Origin of the sequence: Methylomonas stagni (genome assembly GCF_050154735.1) — a bacterium.
Classification (GTDB): Bacteria; Pseudomonadota; Gammaproteobacteria; order Methylococcales; family Methylomonadaceae; genus Methylomonas; species Methylomonas koyamae_A.
The window spans coordinates 1,380,169-1,398,400 of record NZ_CP189557.1 but is presented as its reverse complement, the minus strand read 5'-3'; the positions used below and the strand labels follow the sequence as shown (position 1 = coordinate 1,398,400).

The 18,232-nt window shown below is 59.1% G+C and carries 13 protein-coding genes; 3 read left to right on the top strand and 10 right to left on the bottom strand.

Annotation, left to right across the window (positions count from 1 at the left end; translation table 11 throughout):
• Window positions 1–10 precede the first annotated feature (10 nt).
• The 4 genes from ACP4CD_RS06555 to ACP4CD_RS06540 form a co-directional block, all read right to left on the bottom strand.
• Window positions 11–925 carry a hypothetical protein gene (locus tag ACP4CD_RS06555; RefSeq protein WP_426993998.1) on the bottom strand — a complete coding sequence of 305 codons (915 nt, stop codon included), beginning with the start codon at window positions 923–925 and terminating at the stop codon, window positions 11–13.
• Window positions 926–1,453: 528 nt separating this feature from the next.
• Window positions 1,454–2,929, bottom strand: a complete 1,476-nt coding sequence (locus ACP4CD_RS06550; protein WP_426993997.1) for an efflux transporter outer membrane subunit — start codon at window positions 2,927–2,929, stop codon at window positions 1,454–1,456.
• Window positions 2,922–6,104, bottom strand: a complete 3,183-nt coding sequence (locus ACP4CD_RS06545; protein ID WP_071160679.1) for an efflux RND transporter permease subunit — start codon at window positions 6,102–6,104, stop codon at window positions 2,922–2,924. Before ACP4CD_RS06545 ends, ACP4CD_RS06550 begins: the two co-directional genes overlap by 8 nt.
• Before the next feature lie 3 nt (window positions 6,105–6,107).
• A complete protein-coding gene (locus tag ACP4CD_RS06540) occupies window positions 6,108–7,316 on the bottom strand; it encodes an efflux RND transporter periplasmic adaptor subunit (RefSeq protein ID WP_426993996.1) in 1,209 nt (402 codons plus the stop codon).
• Window positions 7,317–7,418: 102 nt separating this feature from the next.
• Here ACP4CD_RS06540 and ACP4CD_RS06535 point away from each other — a divergent pair, with 102 nt between their 5' ends.
• Both ACP4CD_RS06535 and ACP4CD_RS06530 read left to right on the top strand, forming a co-directional pair.
• On the top strand, window positions 7,419–8,039 hold the full coding sequence (locus tag ACP4CD_RS06535) for a TetR/AcrR family transcriptional regulator (protein WP_064025625.1): 621 nt from the start codon (window positions 7,419–7,421) through the stop codon (window positions 8,037–8,039).
• Window positions 8,040–8,192: 153 nt separating this feature from the next.
• Window positions 8,193–8,720 carry an SRPBCC family protein gene (locus tag ACP4CD_RS06530; protein WP_064025627.1) on the top strand — a complete coding sequence of 176 codons (528 nt, stop codon included), beginning with the start codon at window positions 8,193–8,195 and terminating at the stop codon, window positions 8,718–8,720.
• Between the two features lie 477 nt (window positions 8,721–9,197).
• Here ACP4CD_RS06530 and ACP4CD_RS06525 read toward each other — a convergent pair whose 3' ends face one another.
• The 6 genes from ACP4CD_RS06525 to ACP4CD_RS06500 all read right to left on the bottom strand — a co-directional run bounded on the left by ACP4CD_RS06525 (window position 9,198) and on the right by ACP4CD_RS06500 (window position 16,641).
• Window positions 9,198–11,639: a TonB-dependent siderophore receptor gene (locus ACP4CD_RS06525; protein ID WP_426993995.1), complete on the bottom strand. Its 2,442-nt coding sequence runs from the start codon at window positions 11,637–11,639 to the stop codon at window positions 9,198–9,200.
• A gap of 756 nt (window positions 11,640–12,395) precedes the next feature.
• Complete coding sequence (locus ACP4CD_RS06520; protein ID WP_426993994.1) at window positions 12,396–13,406, bottom strand: FecR family protein; 1,011 nt, start codon at window positions 13,404–13,406, stop codon at window positions 12,396–12,398.
• 6 nt (window positions 13,407–13,412) lie between these two features.
• Window positions 13,413–13,910: an RNA polymerase sigma factor gene (locus ACP4CD_RS06515; RefSeq protein WP_426993993.1), complete on the bottom strand. Its 498-nt coding sequence runs from the start codon at window positions 13,908–13,910 to the stop codon at window positions 13,413–13,415.
• A gap of 280 nt (window positions 13,911–14,190) precedes the next feature.
• Window positions 14,191–14,646 (bottom strand): hypothetical protein, encoded by a 456-nt coding sequence (locus ACP4CD_RS06510; RefSeq protein WP_426993992.1) that lies wholly within the window; start codon window positions 14,644–14,646, stop codon window positions 14,191–14,193.
• Between the two features lie 332 nt (window positions 14,647–14,978).
• Window positions 14,979–15,839, bottom strand: a complete 861-nt coding sequence (locus ACP4CD_RS06505) for a transglutaminase family protein (protein WP_064026146.1) — start codon at window positions 15,837–15,839, stop codon at window positions 14,979–14,981.
• Between the two features lie 4 nt (window positions 15,840–15,843).
• Window positions 15,844–16,641 carry a transglutaminase domain-containing protein gene (locus ACP4CD_RS06500; protein WP_064026148.1) on the bottom strand — a complete coding sequence of 266 codons (798 nt, stop codon included), beginning with the start codon at window positions 16,639–16,641 and terminating at the stop codon, window positions 15,844–15,846.
• 353 nt (window positions 16,642–16,994) lie between these two features.
• Between ACP4CD_RS06500 and ACP4CD_RS06495 the strand changes: the two genes are divergently transcribed.
• A complete protein-coding gene (locus ACP4CD_RS06495) occupies window positions 16,995–17,693 on the top strand; it encodes a 4'-phosphopantetheinyl transferase family protein (protein ID WP_064026150.1) in 699 nt (232 codons plus the stop codon).
• Window positions 17,694–18,232: the final 539 nt, after the last annotated feature.

The window sequence follows — 18,232 nt, the reverse complement described above, 5'->3', positions numbered from 1 at the left end:
TATAGAGAACTCAAGCGGCCGACAGGCGACGGCGGTTGACGCCGATCATGCCGGCGATCGCGCTGCCGAACAGCCAGACGGCGCCGGGGACTGGTACCGGCGATGTCGCAAGATCCAATTTGTAGCCCGCGACACCGCTATTCCAGCGGTCGAAACCCACGCCGCCCAGATACAGCGAATAGACTTTGCCGGCTTCGGCGGTAAAGGTGTAGCCGATGGTATCGGTGACGTTGTCGCTATGACCGATATTGGTCAGGCCGGTGGTGCCGAACGGGTTTTCGGCGGTAAACGGTTTTGCCGGAGTGCAACCTGGGCAGTTCCAGGAGCCGTGGTGGCTGTAGTTACCGGTATTGGTATCCATGCCTTCAAATACGGTGACGCCGAAGCGGCTGAACAAACTATTGGTCGTGGACAAGTTGATCGTAACTTTTTGGGTAACGTCGGAGCTGATCAGGCCGATGTCGGTTTGATGTCTCCAACCGGTTGGGCCATTGACAGTGGCTTGGCCTTGCGCATTCAAGCCGTTGTCGTTCCAGGCACCGCCGCCGGTGTCGATTTCAGCTTGCGTGAAGCCGGTAACGGTACCCGCGTACTTGGCGGAATCGGCGGCGGAAATCACCGCGCTGTCGCCCGCTCCGCTCAATTGCACGGCCCAGTTCAAGTGAGAGGAGCCGCTGTAACTATACGGCAGCGCATTGCCGGTGGTGCCCACCCAAGGTACCAACGTGCCTTTGTTGCCCTGGCTTTCCGGACCGGTCGCCACGCTGTCAACGTCGGCGCCGTCGAACGTGCGAGTCCAGCCATCGGTCGCGGAAGTATCGGTGGTGGTAAAGGTGTTGTACATCGTTGTGGACGCGGCTGCCGAGCCGCTCAGAGCAGTGCCGGCGATGACCAATCCAATGGCTTTGGCTAATACGGATTTCATAAGACTTACCCTTGTTTTTTGCAAAATAAATTTAAGCGAATCTTGGTTGTCAAGGATCGGCTGATCGGAGCCTTGGCGTTGTTTCGCTTAATACATTAGGCAATCCTTATGCCAACCCCGGAAAGCCATGTAAGACGCGGCTTACAAGCGATCGGGGGTTGCCAAAAATTTTGAAACTGCGGCATATCACGCAGTCATGGCGTGATATGCCGCACTTTTTTAGAGGTAGTTCTCGTAATGAATTGCTGACTCATGTTAGCTGGCCGCTGGTTTTCATCAGGGACAAGGTTACAGGGTATCAGCAAGGACGGCGGCCGAGGGTGCGTTCGAGTCCTTGGGTCGCCGATGGGGGACGTCGATCTACCGGTCGCGCCGCCGGCAAGGCGTTAGAAGTCGCTCGGCCGGTCGTTCGTAGCATGGAACGGGAGAACGCCGTCAACCTTGGAAGGTCGATTTCGCAGCCATCGTGTCAGCACAGGCTTACCGATCGTTTGCCGTTGCGTCGGCCGGCCGATTCGCGAGAGCGCTTTATCGCGCGGTTGTTCGCGGCGCGGCTTCGGTTTGAGCTTGTGCGTCCGGCACGATCTGCCAACCGCCGCCCAGTGCCTTATAGACCGCCGCCAGTGCGGTCGCGGTGGCGGTTTGGCTTTGCGCCAGCAGGTCTTGGTTTGCCAGCAGTTGTCGGTCGGCTTCCAACACCGTCAAAAAGTCGGAGACGCCCTCGCGGTAACGCAAGCGCGCCAACTCGACGGCTTTTTCGCTGGCTTTGGCGGCGGTGGTCAATTCGGCGCGGCGGACCCGCTCCTGGTTATACGAGACCAACGCATTCTCGGTTTCCTCCAGGGCCAGCAACACGGTTTGCTGATATTGCGCCAGACTGGCTTCGCTACTGGCATCCGCGGCCTTGATCCGCGCGTAGACTCGGCCTAGGTCGAAGGCCGCCCAACTGATTTTCGGGCCGACCGAATACGATTCCGACCCCGGCGCGACGACATTGGACAAGGTACTGGCTTCCAGCGAAAGATTGCCGACGAAGGTTACGCGCGGGAACAGGTCGGCGGTGGCGACGCCGATTTGCGCGGTCGCCGCCGCCAGATTGCGTTCGGCGACCCGGATGTCGGGCCGACGTTGCAGCAACTGGCCGGGGTCGCCGATCTGAATCGTCTCGGGCGCCGTCGGTAGCGGCTTGTCCGGCGACAGTTCGCCGGTCAACGCATCGGGTAGGCGTCCAGTCAACACGCTCAAGCGGTGGATAGTCCGGCTGATCGCGGCTTCCAGATTGGGTATCGCCGCTCGGGTGTTGGCTAATTGCGCTTCGGCTTGGTTGGTATCCAGTTCGGTGCCGCGGCCGTTGATCAGTCTAACCTGAGTCAATTCCAGTGTTTGGCGTTGGTTTTCGGCGTTGTCGCGGTTGATGGCTAGCTGGTGCTGCAAGCCGCGCAACTCGAAATAATTGCGCGCCACTTCGGCGATTAGACTGACGCCGACATCGCGTAGCGTGGCTTGCTCCGCCTCGGTTTGGTCGTTGCTGGCCTCGACGCCGCGCCGCACCCGGCCGAACACGTCCAGCTCCCAGGACGCGTCGAAACCCATGTTGTACAGCTTCAGCTCGCGAGGTACGAAGGCCCGGTTGTTCAGCGCCGAGGTGCTGCGCTTTTGCTCGGTGTAATTGGCGTGGGAAGTCACGGTCGGCAACAGATTTAGGCCGGATTCCAAGTACAAAGCCCTGGCTTGTCCCAGATTGGCGCGGGCGGCCGCCAGGTCGTAATTGTGTTCAACCGCGGTATTGACCAAGTCCTGTAACTGGCTGTCGCCGAACAAGGTCCACCAGTGGACTTCGACATCGCCGGCGGCGAACTGCGGACCCTGGGCATTGGCGAAGCCGGCCGGCAGTTCGGTGGTCGGCGTTTGGTAATCCGGGCCGACCGCGCAGCCTGGCAAATAGGCGGCGAATAGCAAAGCGGGTAGCGGTCGCAAGACTATTGAGAAAATCGCTTTAGGCATCGTGTTCTCCCTGCGCGGGGCTAGAGGGGTGGGTCGGTTTCAAACGCTGGGCGATCGCTTGCACCGTCACGTAAAACACCGGCGTTAGCAGCAGGCCGAACACGGTCACGCCTATCATGCCGCTGAATACCGCGGTCCCCAACAGGCGCCGGGATTCCGCGCCGGCGCCGCTGGCGACGACCAGCGGAAACACGCCCATGATGAAGGCGAACGAGGTCATCAAGATCGGCCGCAAACGGATCCGGGCGGCCTCGACTGCCGCGTCGAAACGGTTAAGTCCCGATTCTTGCCGGTGCTTGGCGAATTCGACGATCAAAATCGCGTTCTTGCTGGCCAGGCCCACCAGCACGATGAAACCGATCTGGGTGAAGATGTTGTTATCCATGCCGGCCAACCAGACGCCGGTCATCGACGACAGGATACACATCGGTACGATCAAAATGACCGCGAACGGCAAGGACCAACTTTCGTACTGGGCCGCCAGCGCCAGGAATACGAAGACGACGCTGAGCGGAAACACCAGCAGCGCCACGTTGCCGGCCAAGACTTGCTGTAGGCTCAGCTCGGTCCATTCGAAGTCGAAGCCGGGCGGCAGCGAGGACTTTAGCAATTGGCTCATCACCGAGATGGCCTGGCCGGAACTGACGCCGGGCAAGGTAGCGCCGTTGATTTCGGCGGCCGGATACATGTTGTAGCGGGTGATCTTGTCCGGACCGCTGATTTCCTCGACCTTGGCCAATGCGCCGAGCGGCACCATGCCGCCGGTCTGGTTGCGAGTTTTCAGTTCGGCGATGTCCTTGGGTTTCATTCGAAACTCGGCGTCGGCTTGGGCGACTACTTGGTAGGTGCGGCCGAAGGCGTTGAAATCGTTAACATACAGCGAACCCAGATAAATTTGCAGCGTATTGAAAATATCGCTTAGCGGCACATCCATTGATTTGGCGCGGGCGCGATCGACATCGACGAACAATTGCGGCACGCCGGCCCTGAAGGTGGTGAACAAGCCCACCAAACCCGGTTGCTGATTGCCTTGGCCTATCATTTCGTTGGCGGTTTGCTGCAATGCGGCTATGCCGGCGTTGTTACGGTCCTGGATTTGCAATTTAAAGCCGCCGACCGAACTCATGCCGCGAATCGGCGGCGGCTCGAACACCGCGATGTAGGCGTCGCCGATGCCGGACAAGCGTTGACCCAAGGTTTTGACCAATTTGCTGGCGTGCAGGTCGGGCCGGCCGGCACGGGCGTCGAAACCGTCCAGCCGGGCGAACATCGTCGCGACGTTGGACTGGTTGGCGCCGGTCAGAATCGACCAACCGGCGTAGGCGTTGACGTGAGCGACGCCCTCGGTTTCCAACATGATTTTGGTGGCTTTTTGCACGACGTCCTGGGTGCGGCCGAGCGCCGCCGCATCCGGCAACTGCGCGTACAGAATCAGATAGCCTTGATCCTGCTGGGGAATAAAGCCGGTCGGCACTTTTTCGAAGGCCAGGAAGTTCAAGCCGTTCAGGCCGACGTATAGGATCAGCACCACCGCCGTGGTCCGGATCATTCGGCTGACCAGTTTGGAATAGCCGACGCTGATCCGATCGAAAAAGCGGTTGAACGGTACGAAAAACCAGCCGAAGGTTTTATCCACCAAACGGGTAAACCAGTCTTTGTCGCCGTGGGCGCGGTCGAGCAACAGCGCACACAAGGCCGGACTTAAGGTCAGCGAGTTAAACGCGGAAATCACCGTCGAGACCGCGATCGTCAGCGCGAACTGCTTGTAAAACGCCCCGGACACGCCGGTGATGAAGGCGGTCGGCACGAATACCGCCACCAATACCAACGCGGTGGCGATAATCGGCCCAACCACTTCGCGCATCGCCAGTTTGGTGGCTTCGCGGGCGCGCAGGCCTTCGGCGATATGGCGCTCGACGTTTTCGACGACGACGATGGCATCGTCGACGACGATACCGATCGCCAACACCAAACCGAACAACGACAAGGTATTCAGCGATAAGCCCAGCGCGGCCATCACGCCGAAGGTGCCGATCAGCGACACCGGCACCGCCAGCAGCGGAATCACCGCCGCTCGCCAGTTTTGCAGGAACACGATCACGACCAACACCACCAGCAGCAAGGCCTCGAACAAGGTTTTGACCACGGCGTCTATCGATTGCTGCACGAACACCACGGTGTCGTAAACCAGGATGTAATCCAGGCCCTCGGGGAAGCGGGTTTTCAACTCTTCCATCGCCTTGACCACCGCTGCCTTGGTTTCCAGCGCGTTGGAGCCGGGCAGTTGGAACATCGCCAGACCGACGGTGGGTTCGCCGTCCAGATACAGGCCGGCGTTATAATCTTTAGCGCCCAACTCGATGCGGGCCACGTCTTTCAGACGGGTGATCTCGCCGTTCTTGTCCTGCTTGATGACGATGTCGCCGAACTGTTCGGGTTCGGTCAAGCGACCCAGGGTACTGATCGTATATTGGTAAGCGGTCTCGCCGGCCGCCGGTTGTTGGCCGACCACGCCGGCCGCGACTTGGACGTTCTGCTCGCGGACCGCACTGACTACGTCGTTGGCAGTCAGGTTGCGGGCGGCGATTTGCTCGGGATTCAGCCACAGACGCATGCTGTAATCGCGAGCGCCGAACACCAAAATATCGCCGACACCCGGTAAACGCGCCAGCGTGTCGCGGATTTGCAGCAGGGCGTAGTTGCTCAGATAGACGCTGTCGTAGCGTTTGTCCGGCGAGACCAGATTGACGACCAGACTCAAATCGGGGCTGCGCTTTTTAACGCTGATGCCTTGCCGGCGCACTTCTTCCGGCAAGCGCGGCTCGGCCAACGCAACCCGGTTTTGGACCAGCACCTGAGCCTTGTCCAGATTGGTGCCGGGTTTGAAAGTGATGGTCAGAGACAAGTTGCCGCTGTTGGTCGAGTTCGACGACATATACAACATATCCTCGACGCCGTTGACCTCTTGTTCGATCGGCGTCGCCACCGTTTCGGCGACGACGCTGGCGTTGGCGCCGGGGTAGCTGGTGCTGACCACGACCGTCGGCGGGGCGATTTCCGGATATTGGGCGATCGGCAGGCCGATCAGCGCCAAGCCGCCGACCAACACGATCAAGATCGAAAGTACCGACGCGAATATCGGCCGGTCGATGAAAAAGCGGGTGAAATTTCCCATGGCTTAGGTTCCTTGTCCCGAGTTCAGGGCGATGCGTTCCGGATTAACCTTGGCGCCGGGCCGCAGCTTTTGCTGGCCTTCGACGACGACCCACTCGCCGGCCCGCAAGCCGTCGCTGATCACGCGCATTTCGCCGATCCGCGCGCCCGGCGTGACCTTGCGGTATTCGACTTGTTGTTCCTGATTCATCACCCATACGAAGCGCTGGGCTTGGTCGGTGCCGACGGCTCTATCGGGTATCAGCAACGCGTCGTAGGGCGCGCCGCCTTGCACGCGCATCCGGGCGAACAAGCCCGGACTGAGCAGTTCGTCGGGATTGGCGAATACGCCGCGCAGGGCGATCGTGCCGGTGGCGCGGTTCTCCTGCGGCGCCACGTAATCGAGCTGGCCGCGATGCGGGAAGCCGGATTCGTCAGCTACCGCCACTTCGGCCGGCGTGCCTTTCAGTTCGGCCGCGCCGGGCTTGCGTTGCAAGGCCTGGCGCCGGTATTTCAATAAGGATTGCTCGTCGGCATCGACATAGACATAGACCGGATCGATCGAGGTCACGTTGGTCAACACCGTCACGTCGCCGCCGGTGACCAGATTGCCTGCGGTCAGCATTTCCCGGCCCACCCGGCCGGCGATCGGCGCGCGGATCTCGCAGTATTCGACGTTGAGGCGGGCGGCGTAGACGTTAGCTTCGGCCGATTGCACCGCACCGTCCGCTTCGCGCCAGCCTTTGGCGCGGGTGTCGTATTCTTCGGTGGAAATCGCCTTGGCCTTGACCAGGTTTTCGGCGCGGCTCCAGTCGTTCTTGGCCAGTTCTCGCTTGGACTTGGCGCGCTCCAGTTCGGCGATGGCGTAGTTTAGTTGGGCCTTATAGGGCCGGGCATCGATGACGAACAGCAAGTCGCCCTTGTTGACCTTGGCGCCGGCCGTGAAATTGACCTTTTCCAGATAACCGCCAACTCGGGCACGGACTTCCACCGAGCTGATCGCTTCGACCCGGCCGGTATACTCGTCCCACTCGGTGACGCTCTGGGCCAGCGGCTGAGCGGCTTTGACGGCGGCCGGCGGCGGCGCGCCATTGGCGGCATTGCCGGTTTCGCCGCAACCGCTGAGTAAAAACTGCAGCAAGGCCAGTAGCGCCAGCACGCCAGGCGTGAACGGTGTCGAGAAAAATACGGCGGATTTTGCCGGCGGGACCGAGGGCTGATTTATTCGTGTCATGGCGGTTAACGCTCCTGCGCTATCTAAAACGGTAATACATATTACCGTTAAGTCTAGGGTATCATCTTGGTTCGAGTCAACTGAATTTATTGGGTTTTACCGATGGTGAAATGCGGACGCCCTCCCAAGGGCGCTGAGCAACAAAGCCGCGACCGCGTATTGGACGCGGCGCTGCAATTATTCCTGGAACACGGCTACGGCAACTTGGCCATGGAAACCATTGCTCGTGACGCCAGGGTATCGCTACGCACCATCTATAACGAATTCGGCGGCAAGGCCGGCTTGTTCGGAGCCTTGATCAAGCGTTGCAGCGACCGCATTATCGACACGTTGGCCGGCGACATAGTTCCGGAGGTGGCGCTGGTCGAATTCGGCACGCAATTCTTGTTTCGGGTATCGCGCCCGGAAGTGGTCAGGATGCGGGCCATTCTGATCGGCGAATCGCCGCGCTTTCCCGATCTCGCCATTCAATTCTACGAGCATGGCCCGCGCCGCACGTTGGACTTGTTGAGCCGTTACTTTTCCACGCAGCAGCAGCTGGGCCGAATTCGGCCGGGCGACCCGGAGTTTTTGGCCGGCCAGTTCGTCAGTGCCTTGCGCAACGAGCGCTTTCAGCGCCTACAACTCGGTCTGGAACCGACGCCGGACGAGGCGCAGGTCGAAGCTTGGGTCCGGCAATCCTGCGAATTGTTTTTGCGCGGTTGCGCGACCGGCTCCGGATAAGTCTAACGCATCTTGCGAGGCGGGCCGGGGTGCTGGACGGTTTGAGGTTAAAAACAATGAAATAAACCTGATAAAACTCAGGATATGTTCCCGAGTCTGACCAGGTCGCCGCCGTCGATAATGCCGGGCTTTTATCCACTACCGGTCATTAAGATGCAAAAATTGCTACTCTCCTTCGGTGCGCTGCTACTGTCCAATTCCGTTCTGGCGCACGGTCCGACCCCGCAAAAAGCCAAGGAAAGCGTCACTATTCAGGCGCCGGTCGCCAAGGTTTGGGAAGCGGTCAAAAATTTCGACGACATCGGCCAATGGCATCCCGATTTGAAAGCCGCCGAAGGCGACGGCAAAAATGCTAGCGGCGGCACCCGCAAACTCACCTTTCGAAACGGTGAAAGCGTCGTCGAGGAACTGGATTACTATAGCGAGCCCGAGCACGAATACAGCTATCGCTTGAAAGCCGAAAACGTCAAGGCCTTCCCGACCAGTTCGCACACCGTCGATTTGAAAGTCGCCCCCGGCGATGGCGCCGACAGTAGCGTGGTGACCGTGAAAAGCCGGTTTTATCGCGGCGACACCGGCAACACCCCGCCGGAAAACCTCAGCGACGAAGCCGCCGTCAGGGCCATGACCCAATTTATCAAGGACGGTTTGAGCGGGTTGAAGGCCAAGCTCGAGAAATAGTCGTTCCGCGACTGCGGCGGCACTTCGTGGTATCGAAAGCGGTGCCGCGAGACTTGGTTACACATGCCGGCGAACCGGGGCGTTGCCGGTTTGCCGAAAGCATTGCCTCGTCCCTCCCTACAACGATGGTTGCTTAGTGCTACGTCGTTCCGGCATGGATTGCCGGACCCGTTGGAGCGCGGAGCGAATCCAGACGCCAAGGACGGATTTAAGCCATACCATCCATGGAACTGGATGCCCGATTCCCGGCGGGCATGACGGTCTTGAACAAATCTGACAAAGTAGAATTACGTCGTTTTTAAAAACCAGAGTAAGGACACTTTGCTGGCGATACGCCCGGAGTCGCACAAAAATCGCGTGTTCCGGGGAGTCGAGAATGGAGCCGGATCGATTTGCGGCGAGTCGGTCGAAAGAACGTGGCTCGGTCGAGCGATTTTAAGTTTGCCATCACATTAGAATACCGGTTGCGGGGCATGGTTAAAATTCAACCTTAAGCGAGCCCAGGAACGTGCGCGGCGCTCCCGGAATGATGTCCGCGCGCGGAATCGCCGAATCGATAGCGTCGGTACCGACGTAATAAATCTTGTCCAGCAGATTGTTGACGTTGAATTGCGCGGTCATCGTCGATCCCATCGCGCGAAAGCGGTAACTGATCGCGCTATCCACCCGCACATACCCCGGCAGTTGCACGCTGTTTTCCTTGTCGCCCTGTCGCACGCCCGCCAGGAAAGCGCCGGCTGCCAAGCTCAGACCGCGCAGTGGTTCGGCATCCACTTCGTAACGAGTCCAGATACTGCCGGAATGGCGCGGCGCCAGCGGCAGTTGATGGCCTTGATTGCCGTCGTTGTCCTGGGTGATCTTAGTGTCGGTCCAGGCGTAGGCGGCGTTGATGCTGAGATTGTCGGTCAGTTTGCCGTTCAGATCGAACTCCAAACCTCGGCTGCGCGCGGCGCCGATCGCGGACTGATCGGTCAAATCGGTGACGGTTTGGGTGTTGGCGGTGAGTACGTTGCGTTTTTCCAAGTGATAAAACGCCAAATTCGCCGTTAGGCGGCCGTCCCAAAATTCGCTTTTGATACCGGTTTCGAATTGCGAGGAGGTTTCCGGCGCAAAAGGCCGGCCGTCCGCCGAGCGGCCGTTGTTGGTACCGAAGGCCTCGTTAAAATTGCCGAAGACCGACAACCATGACAACGGTTTGTACAAGATGCCGACGCGGGGACTGAAACGTTCGGTACGGTTGTAACTGAAATTGGCCTGCGCCGCGCTGAGCGAATCCGCAAAATTGTCGCCCCGCCCAGTCTCGGCCCAATCGTGGCGGCCGCCGCCGGTCAGAAACAGGTTGTTCAGCAACTGAATCTGATCTTGAAAATACACGCCGTGCCAGCGGTCCCTCATGACGCTGACTTGGCGAAAATCGCCCCAACCCGCAAAATCCACTAAGTCGACCGGTAATGCCGGAAATACCGGATTGAAAATATCCACCGCCGCGAACGGCGAGGTATCGAAGGCGTGGAAGCGGTAGAGGCTTTCCTTTTGGAAATAGTCGTACCCCAACAATACCTCATGTTTTAACCCGCCAGTCCGGAATTTGCCGGTCAGCGACAAGTCCGATGCGTAAAACGCCTGATCGTCGGTCTGGCCGACGCCGTTCCGGAACACGCGACGGTTGTCGTCCAGCAAAAATACTGGCTTGATGGCCCGGTCCATATAGGTTTTGTGCGGTACCGCCATGAAATGATGGCGGACGGTCCAGTTGTCGTCGAATTGATGATGCCAATTCAGATTGATCGCCAACTGGTCCTGATTGTCCAGCGGGTCTTTAGGATCGTTGAGAAAGCGACTAATGGGAATGTTGGCGGGGCGATTAAGCACGGCAGGTATGCCGTCGTCGCGTTGGAAGTCGTCGTTTTGAAACTCCAGACCGAGACTAAGCTCGGTGCGGTCTGACGGCCGCCAAGTCAAAGTCGGCGCCACCAATACCCGTTCCATCGACACGTAATCGCGAAACGAATTGTTGTCCTGATAGGCGATGTTCAAGCGGTAAAGCAAGGTTTTGTCGGCGTTTAGCGGACCGCCGAAATCCAAATGGGTGCGATAGAAATCGTAGGAACCGAATTGCTGTTCGATGGAATGGTAGTCGCGGTCCAAGGCTTGTTTGGTGACTATATTGACCAAACCGCCAGGCTGGCCACGGCCGTACAACATCGCCGACGGCCCTTTCAACACCTCGATCCGCTCCAGATTGGCGGTGTCGAAGTTAAATCCCTCCAAGCGCATACCGTTCCGGAAAACCGCCGAATCGCCGACAAAGCCGCGTAGCACGAATACGTTGTAAACGCCACCGTCGACCGGCATGAAACCCACGCCGCTGACGGTTTCCACCGCTTGCTGCAGCGAATTGGCTTTTCGGTCGTTCATGACGGCGCGCGGAACCACTTGTACCGAGAACGGCGTATCGATGATCGGCGTATCGGTTTTGGTGGCGGTTTGAGTGTTGGGTAAGCCGTAGTCCGGATTGTGGGGATCGTCCGCGGCATAAACCGGCGTGCCCAATACGGTTACCGGTGGCATCGCGGCGGGCGCTAAATCTAAGTGGCTGGCGCCGGGCTTATGGCGCGCATCCTGGCTCAACACCACCGCCTGTGGTGTCGTAAACCGAAAGTTCAGTCCGCTACCGCTCAGCAATTGTTTCAAGGCTGGTTCCGGTTCTAGGCGGCCGGCGAGGGCTGGGGCGTGCAAACCGTGCGTCAGTTCTTCGTTGAATGCGATGCGGATTCCGGTGGCTTGCGAATAGGCCAACAAGGATTGCGACAGGCTCTGCGCGGGGATGGCGAATTCCACCGGTTCGGCGGCGGCCGGTCGCGCGGCGAGAACGGCGGCCACGGCGAGGCTTAACGGCAGGCGGGGCGAAAAATCCATAAAAACTCCTTTTGCGAAATTCGTGGTTATTTAGAGCCGGTCTTGGCCCTTGAGAAATAAGACGAAACGCAAAATCGGAATTTTCAAATTATTTTTGCTCGATCGATTCGGCTGGGTTTGGGAGACGGCTCTAGCGGGATGTGTTTGGGTTGAGATGCGGATTACGCGGATGCGGCCGGGTCTACGCTTCGGCTCCGCTCAGCGAACGGTTCGGCTCCGCTCAGCGAACGGTTCGGCTCCGCTCACCGAACGGTTTGGCTCCGCTCACCGAACGGTTTGGCTCCGCTCACCGAACGGTTTGGCTCCGCTCAGCGAACGGTTTGGCTCCGATCAATGAACTGTTTGGTTAGGCTCAGGGAACGGTTCGACGTTTCGGTTCAACGCGGCGAGGAAGTTGGCGGTGACGGGACGTATTCGATCGGATCAGACCGTGTACTCGCGCGCTGTTCGAGTTTGGATGAGTCGCAAGTTACTCGATCCAGGAGACGCACAGGCTGATTGATAGGGCCGCCGGCTCAACTGAGCCGCCGCGCGGGCTGAGAAGGCTTGCCGTTGGCTGAATGTAGTCGCTACGGGCTGAGAGGGCTTGCCGTTGGCCGAGCGTAGTCACTGCGGGCTGACAGGGGTTACCGGTGGCTGAGCGCCGTCGCCGCAGGCTGACAGAGGTTACCGGTGGCTGAGCGGAGTCGAAGCCCCGGTCCTTAGGCGCTGCTCGGCGAGAGAGAAAACCTCGTAACCGGCGTTTTGGTGGAAGACTTATCCGCGCCGCAAGAATACCCAGCGTCCGGCAAGTTGGTAGGCGTGCAAGCCCAAGCTTTCGGTGATTAGAGCCAGGGCTTCGTCCGGACGGCTGGTGTCGAAAATGCCGCTCAGGCGAAGTTGTTCCAAATCCCGTTCGGCCAGAAAAATCCGGCCGCGCCGGTAGCGGTTGAGTTCGGCCACCACTTCCGAAAGCGGCCGGTTGAAATACTGTAGTTGTTGTCGGTGCCAGGCCGATGCGGTAGTGGTGTCGGCCTTGGCGTTAACCGGTTCCAAATCCTCCCCGAAGCCGACGGCGGTGCCTTCCGCCAACATCGGCAGGTGCGCGCCGTTTGCCAAGTCTATGCGCACCGCATGTTCGTAAACCGTGACCTCGGTGCGGTCGTCTTGTTCGGCGACGTCAAAGGCGGTGCCCAGCGCGCGCACCGTGCCTTGCCCAGTACTTACCTCGAACGGCCGGTCGGCGTTGGCGGCGACCCGGCACCAGATCTTGCCGCGGTGCAGCTCCAGTAGCCGGCGGGTGTCGCTGTAATGCACCGAAACGGCGGTATCGGTATCCAGCAACAGTTGCGAGCCGTCCGCTAACGCCACGGCCAACTGTTGGCCAGGCGCGGTGCGATGATCGGCCAGCCAGAGGCCAAGCTGGTTGCTCGACAAGACCGCCGCGACCAGAACGCCGGCCGCCAGCCCCAAGTGTTGAATTCCGAATCTGCGAGGCGAACGGTGGGCGTCGCTGATCGTAGCTGTAGCCATCGGCGCGGCCACGCCCAGTTGGGCGATGTCCCGCCACAAGGCTTGCGCCCGCCGCCAAGCTTCGTGATGCGTGGGATCGGCGCGCAGCCAGTCTTGAAACGCGGCCCGGTGACCGGCGTTCGCCTCGCCGGAGCTGATCAAGGTCAACCAATACAAGGCTTGTTCGTCGGCCGGGCCGGCCGGCAGCTCCGGGAAACCGTTCGCACCGGTGAGGCGGGCATCCGTTGGATCGGTGTGTTCTGATTCGGCCGACATCGTGGCTTAATCCGGCATGCGTTTCTGGCAGAACGATAGGGCTTCGTTCAGATACTTGAAGATGCTGTTATAGGCCAGTCCGGTGACTTGGCTGATTTCGGTGAACGATAAATGCCGGATGTGGCGCATCACGAAAATCTGGCGATTTTTCTCTGGCATTTCGGCAATGATGCGTTCCAACATCGCCATACGCTGGCGGGCGGCGATCGTGTCCTCCGGCGATGGCGCCGGATCGATCAATTCCGGCCACGCCTCGAACTCGATCCGCCGGTCGTCGGCGCGGCGTTGCTGGCGGATGTGGTCTATGGTTTGGTTGGCCGCCATTTTGTACAAAAACGCCCGTGGGTTTTGCACCTGATGACGCTCCAGGTAGTTGGAAAAGCGCATGAAGCAATCGTGCAAGATATCCAATGCCGTTTCCGGGCAATCGATCCGTTGCTTGATGAAACGCAGCAATTCGTCTCGGTGCAGGGCCAACAATTCGGCGGCGATCGGCTTGGACATGGGCATCTTCCTGATTCGTGGTTTTTTAGCTTATCCCGTTTGTCGGGAAGCTTTCAAGTGGGTAGCGCTTTTCCCCAATTCCCTCAAACTTAACGTCGGGTTCAAAAGGGTGGCGGGAATTCAAGATGGCATAGGGTGAGACTGAACGGCTTTTGGCTATTAGCCGCGACAGAAGGCGTCTTGCGCGGAGGTATTTCTATCGCACGTCTATCGGGATCGAGCCCGAGTGGAGACAGGCCAGCGGCCCCTTCGGCCGAGCGCCGAAGGGGTCGCGCGGGACTTAGGCGTAATACAGTTTGCGCAACTCCAACATCGACGGGGCGCTGAGTTCCTTGCCATCGCTGGCGCGGGTGACGCTGTACACGGTTTTCAGCAACGTGATTTCCTCGCCGGCGGCGGCGTATCCGACCACGTGGTGGGCGACGTCCAGATTCCGGCGTTGCAGGCCGCCGTTCAGACTGTTGAAGTCGGCAATCATGCCGGCGTGAGGCGGATTCGTCACCGCACCCCACCAGGGCAACTGTCCGACGTCGTGCGCCCAGGTGTCGCCGATGGATTCCGGCGGCAGGCAGCGTTCGACCAGCAAGTCGCCGATCACCGCGTATTGTTTGCGACTGATTTTCGCGGGTTCTTCGCCCACGGTGTCGCGGCATTCCAGAACCTCGCCATTAACGAAGCTGTCGGTTGCCGGAATGGTTTTGTTCCATTGGCCGTCTAAATTTTTGTGTTCGAACATATTGCCTCTCTCTAGGTTTAATGGAATGAAGAGCTGGCCCGGTTTGGGGGATTGCCCTTTGCCGGTAAGAAAACCGACAATTTGGCGGCGAGCCGGGTGTTTACAGATCGAAATTAGCAAAATCGCGGCCAATTTTCGCGAGCGGCTGGATGGTTTTTTTGGAATTTAAGTGATTGAAATTAAAGTGTTTACTTTCTAAATCCGCGTAAATGTTGCGGTTTTTAGGCGGGATTTAGACGTTCCCGCTGCGATGTGGGGTAGCCGATGGCTGCGACAAATTGGCGGTTTTGCGACAAGCGGCGATTGCTTTATCGAACCCGAGCGCATCGAGGTCAGCGCAACAAATTGACTTGTACGTTGACCAACATCCGAGTCGAGATTTGTCTGGGGCCGATGAAACTGCCCGATACCGGCGGGACGGTTTCCGGATTGCGGGCCACGGCGACCGCGATATGGCGGTTTCCGGTCATTTGGCCGACGGTCGGGTCGAAGCCTTGCCAACCTATCCCCGGAAAATAAACTTCGGCCCAGGCGTGGGTCGAGGCATTGCCGGCTTCTGTCGCCGGAGCGTGCAGATAGCCGCTGACGAAGCGGCTGGCCAGACCCAGCGAGCGGCAGGCTTCGATAAACAGCGTGGCGTAGTCGCGGCACGAGCCGCTGCCCAGATGCAGCGTGCGGAGCGGCGATTGCACGCCGGCTTCCTCACGGATTCGGTATTGGAATTTGTCGTGTATGGCCCGGTTCAAGGTGGTTTGCAAGTTCAGCGCGTTCAGCGTCTGGACTTTCAGACCGATTTCGCGCAGCCAACATTGCAACGCGGGCTGGTCCTGCTGAAAAATCGGCCGCTGGTAGGCCGCCAAGTCCGCTAATTCGCCTGCCTCGTAGCCAAAAGGGCCGGCGAGAGGAAAGTCGTCGGCACCGATGTCGCGTACCGGATCTTCGTAGTGCTGGATGACGACGTCGCTGCCGATGCGCAGCCGGTTGGAGGTTTGCTGAAAACGCACCAAAGCCAGCGAGTTGTCGAACACGTCGCGGTACCACTGGATGGCGTAAGTGGGGCTGATGTCCAGCCGCGACGATTCGATGCGCACGTCGTGGCCTTCGCGTGGCCGCAGCAACAGCCGATGACAGTTTAGCGTGACCGGCTGCGAAAACAGATATTCGGTAACGTGCTGTATCCGTAGCCGTTGCACGCCGTCATTCCCGCGCGTTGGCTAAACGCTCGACGCCGACCGCCATCCGGGTTGGAAATAGCGGCGGGCCGAATTGAGTGAATACGGCCACGTCGGCGGCATCGTGACCGTAGGCAACGATCACGCGGCCGCCGCGCGGTTCCCGCTGGGTTGGATCGAAGGCATACCAACGGCCGCCCACATAGGCTTCGAACCAGGCGTGAAAATCCATCGGCCGCAAGCCGTACAGGTAACCGACCACCATCCGCGCCGGGATGCACAGAGCTCGACACAAGGCAATGCCCAGATGCGCTAAATCCCGGCAGACGCCTTCGCCGGCCAGATTGACTTCCACCGCCGAAAGTTGGGACAGGCCGGCCGCCGGATTGAAGCGAATATTGGCGCGCAGCCAGCCATTGACGGCGTCCACTTGGTCGTAGCCCGGCGTGTAACCTCGGACGATCTCTTGCGCTAGGTCGATGAAGCGGTCCGATTCGCAATAGCGCGACGGCAGCAAATAGGTCAAGACCGTGTCGGGCAAGGTTTGCACTTCCTCGAACGGCGCGCCGGGCGCGACGTCGACTTGTTCGGAGGTGCGAATGTCGGCGTTGGTATGGATAGACAGAATCCCCGGCGGCGCGATCAAGCGCTGGCAAAGATTACCGTAACCGTCGGTGTATTCCAGAACCTGAACCGTCGGCTTGATCGTGTAGAACTCGCTGGAAATCCATTGATTCGCGCCGCTACGTGGCCGCAACATTAGAATAAACGGCGTGGGAACGCCAACTTCAAAACAGATGTCGCAACTGGTTCGCAGCCACATGATTCTCGCCCCGTTGGAAATCAATTGAGTCCGCAGTTTACGTGAATGTGCCCGGCACGGATATAGAAACCGATCGGATGACGGTCGAGCGTGCTTAGGCCCCGCGGCAAGCTCCGCGTTTTCAGGTCGTGCGGATAGGGAATCGCCGCGCGTCGATTTTAACGGCGGCTGGCCGTACAATTTCGGTTTTTGGGCTGTTGGATAGCGATGATCGAAACCCTTTTAATCGAGCGGCAAAGTGCTCAGCGGTACAGGCGCAGTCCGGCCGACTCATTTACCTCTAGAAGCAAATCGGCGAGATCGCCAGCGGCGCTCGAAGGGCAGTCGGTATCGCATCGACCCGGCGGGCGCCGATGAGCGGCGGCTTCGTTGACGTTTGGCAGGGTTGTTTGGATTTGCCCGAAGCGGTCACGACTCGGTTGGCCGAGGTCTTAAGCGCGGACGAGCGCGCCAGAGCCGCCGCGTTCAAGTTTGCGCATTTGCGCGATCGCTACGTGGTCGGGCGCGGTTTGCTCCGGCAAACCCTGGCCAGCTATACCGGTAGCGATCCGGCCGGATTGCGCTTCCGGGTCGGCGAATTCGGCAAGCCGGCCTTGTCCGGCGGGCCGGGCTTCAATGTCTCGCATACCGCCGACGCCTTATTAATCGCGGTCGCCGACGCGGCCGATATCGGTATCGACATCGAGGCGGTCAAGCCAACCAGAGATTTGTCCGGCTTGGCGGAACGCTGTTTTTCGGTAGACGAGTATGCGGTTTGGCTGAGCTTGGCGGAGTCCGAGCGCGTCGCGGCGTTTTACCGTTTATGGACCAAGAAAGAAGCCTTCGTCAAGGCAGTCGGTCGCGGAATCGCGCTGGGCGTGGAGCTCTGCGAGTTCGATGTAACGGCCGGCGGCGGGCTGCGCAAGGTGCCGGACGAATACGGACCGGTCGAAGCCTGGCGGGTCGAGGAGCTGGACGCCGGTGCTGATTTTAGCGCGGCGCTGGTCGGCCCGGCCCGGGCCTACCGCTTGCGACGACTGTTGCTGGCCGACGGGTATGGCGGCGGCATTTAATGCGACAACGTCGAACGGGGTGTTATACACAAAACTTGTGGATAACTCTGTAGGCAAGCCGTTAAGTGTGAGGCTAATTTTCTGAAAAATAAAAGAAATGATCAAATTGATCGAATATTGGTCAGCGCCAGGGCTTAAGGCGGAGGGTTTTTAATAAGTCGCTGAAATTTAAAGACTGAAATTGGCCTGTAACCTAGGCCGTATGGCAGATTCGAGTAAGGAGTCGCGATTTTTCCCAGCTTGTGCTCAACATCCTTGGATAAGCGCGAGAAATTCACAAAACTTGTGGATAACGCTGTCGCTAAGTCGTTTATGACGGTGATAAGTCACTGATGCGTATGATTTTCCGTTAAATTGGTTATTTTTTAGACAACTGGTTCATCGGCGGCTATGGTTGTTGACGTGTTCACGGAGGGCTGTGGGGCGTATTCCGATCAATCGCGCCCCCTGTCCCGATACAAATCCGGCCGGATTTTGTCGTTGCGTGCGGTGAGGTAAGGAAGCGCCCGGAACAATTGCACCGCGTCTCGAACGGTGTT